Origin of the sequence: Brevibacillus panacihumi, from assembly GCF_003710985.1 — a bacterium.
GTDB classification, from domain to species: Bacteria; Bacillota; Bacilli; order Brevibacillales; family Brevibacillaceae; genus Brevibacillus; species Brevibacillus panacihumi.
The window spans coordinates 1-1,804 of sequence record NZ_RHHT01000063.1 but is presented as its reverse complement, the minus strand read 5'-3'; the positions used below and the strand labels follow the sequence as shown (position 1 = coordinate 1,804).

At 47.3% G+C, this 1,804-nt stretch carries 1 protein-coding gene; it reads right to left on the bottom strand.

The annotated features are described in order from the left end of the window. Positions 1-398: 398 nt before the first annotated feature. Positions 399-1,694 (bottom strand): IS110 family RNA-guided transposase, encoded by a 1,296-nt coding sequence (locus EDM58_RS22175; protein ID WP_023555147.1) that lies wholly within the window; start codon positions 1,692-1,694, stop codon positions 399-401. Positions 1,695-1,804: the final 110 nt, after the last annotated feature.

The following is a 1,804-nucleotide window of genomic DNA, read 5'->3' as shown; positions in this document are numbered from 1 at the left end:
CTCCCACTATAAATTAATGTTTTCTCGCGTTTGCTCACTCATTCTTAGATTTTCAACCATCAACATTCCAGAGAAGTGGGCGAAGCATGTAATTATGGAATATTTTTCTGGATGAGCCGGTGGCGGGAATAAAGATTCGAATCTTTTTTCCAATCTATTGGTAAATCGTATGACCGCACATTTGGATATCCACTCCATTCCCCTGACGGCTTACCCTCCCATGTCACGCTGGGTCTTCGCCCTTACATTCCTTCGTTCTGCCTCTCAAGGTGTGGACGCCGCTTCTTGCTCCTTTACTGGGTCGTTGCCCTTACGGAATAGTCCTGCGGCTGCTCCGTGCTTCTGTTGTCATTGGTTTACTTCCAAGCTCTTGTGAGAAACGAGAATATCGTTTGAATTTAAGCTACCATCTGTATTTGGGACTGGCGTACAGGTCCTAATACGTCGGACGCATTGTACGGAATGCACTTCGTGCCTAGTGTGTACAGTACGCGAATGAGCTTCCCGCAGAGTGCCACTATAGACTGCTTCTTCTTGAGCGGATTATGACTTCGCTTCGTAAAGTAATGGTGCAACGCCTTGAATTCGGCGTTTTTGGCGACCATCGGCATCATCGCCCGAAATAGCAAGGCTCTTAGTCGGGATCGTCCACGCTTGGTAATCGTGGACTTGCCCTTCTTCTTGCCGGAACTGTTCTCTTTGAGGTTAAATCCAGCAAGACGGATGATCTGCTGCCCATGGTCATAACCGCTAAGATCACCAACTTCAGCCAAGAAGCCCGCCAGCGTAACAACGCCGATTCCTGGTACTGTCAGCATTTCATTTGTACCTGGAATTTGTGCAAGCAATGCTTCCACTTGCGCCATGATTTCTTCAAGTTGCCTTGAGAATAGTTCATATTGTTCCAGTAAGGCCTTGAGCTCGATTTTCGCCGCCGTCAGCCCTTCGGTAAGTCCAATTGAGTTTGTGGCAGCTTGTAGGAGTTGCGCTGCACGTTTGGAGCCAACCGCTCGCTTCACGTCTTCCTTCCATCGGTTCACGATTGTACTCGCGCCAAGCGATACAATCTCCTGTGGCGTCGGAAATTCACGAAGCGTGATGAGCGAGGCCTTTCCTTCCCAATCTTTAAACACAAGGCTGTACTCCGGAAAGAAGCGATCAAGCCAGTTCTGGATACGCCGTTGGACTTGACCGAAGTTCACCATCACCTTCTCTCGAAGGTTCATGAGAATACGAAGATCGGCATAAACGCTCGTAGGCAATTTGGGCTCGCTGTACTTGCCATTGCGAACTAAATCAGCGATTAACCTAGCATCCTTGTAATCATTCTTCGTCGGTGAATTGTCTTCAAGTTCTTTGCTTTTATTGACGTGATGAGGATTCACGATAACGACTTTGATGTTTTCTCGATGCAGAAATTCGGCCAGTGGAAACCAGTAGTGTCCGGTTGGCTCAATGCCCAAGATGATATCCGTCTTGGCGTATTGCCGCTGAAGCTCCTTCATCCACGAAACGAGTTTCGTCAGGCCAGAATGGTCATTGCCGAACACACAGTCCTTACCAATCTCGATTCCGCGGAAATCGACAGCTCTGGCAACATGCGTTTTCTTGGCAATATCTGCACCGACAACAAGGGTTAATTCGGTAATTTGTTGAATACGTTGATTCTGCTTTTTCGATTGCTTATACTTCATTGTGGAGTACCTCCTGTACGGGTAATTGTTCTTTGGACGGAACGTTTCCCAGTTTACAGAAGGTGCTTTTTTTATTCAAACCCCAAATTCATTCATTACAGGAATGGCTC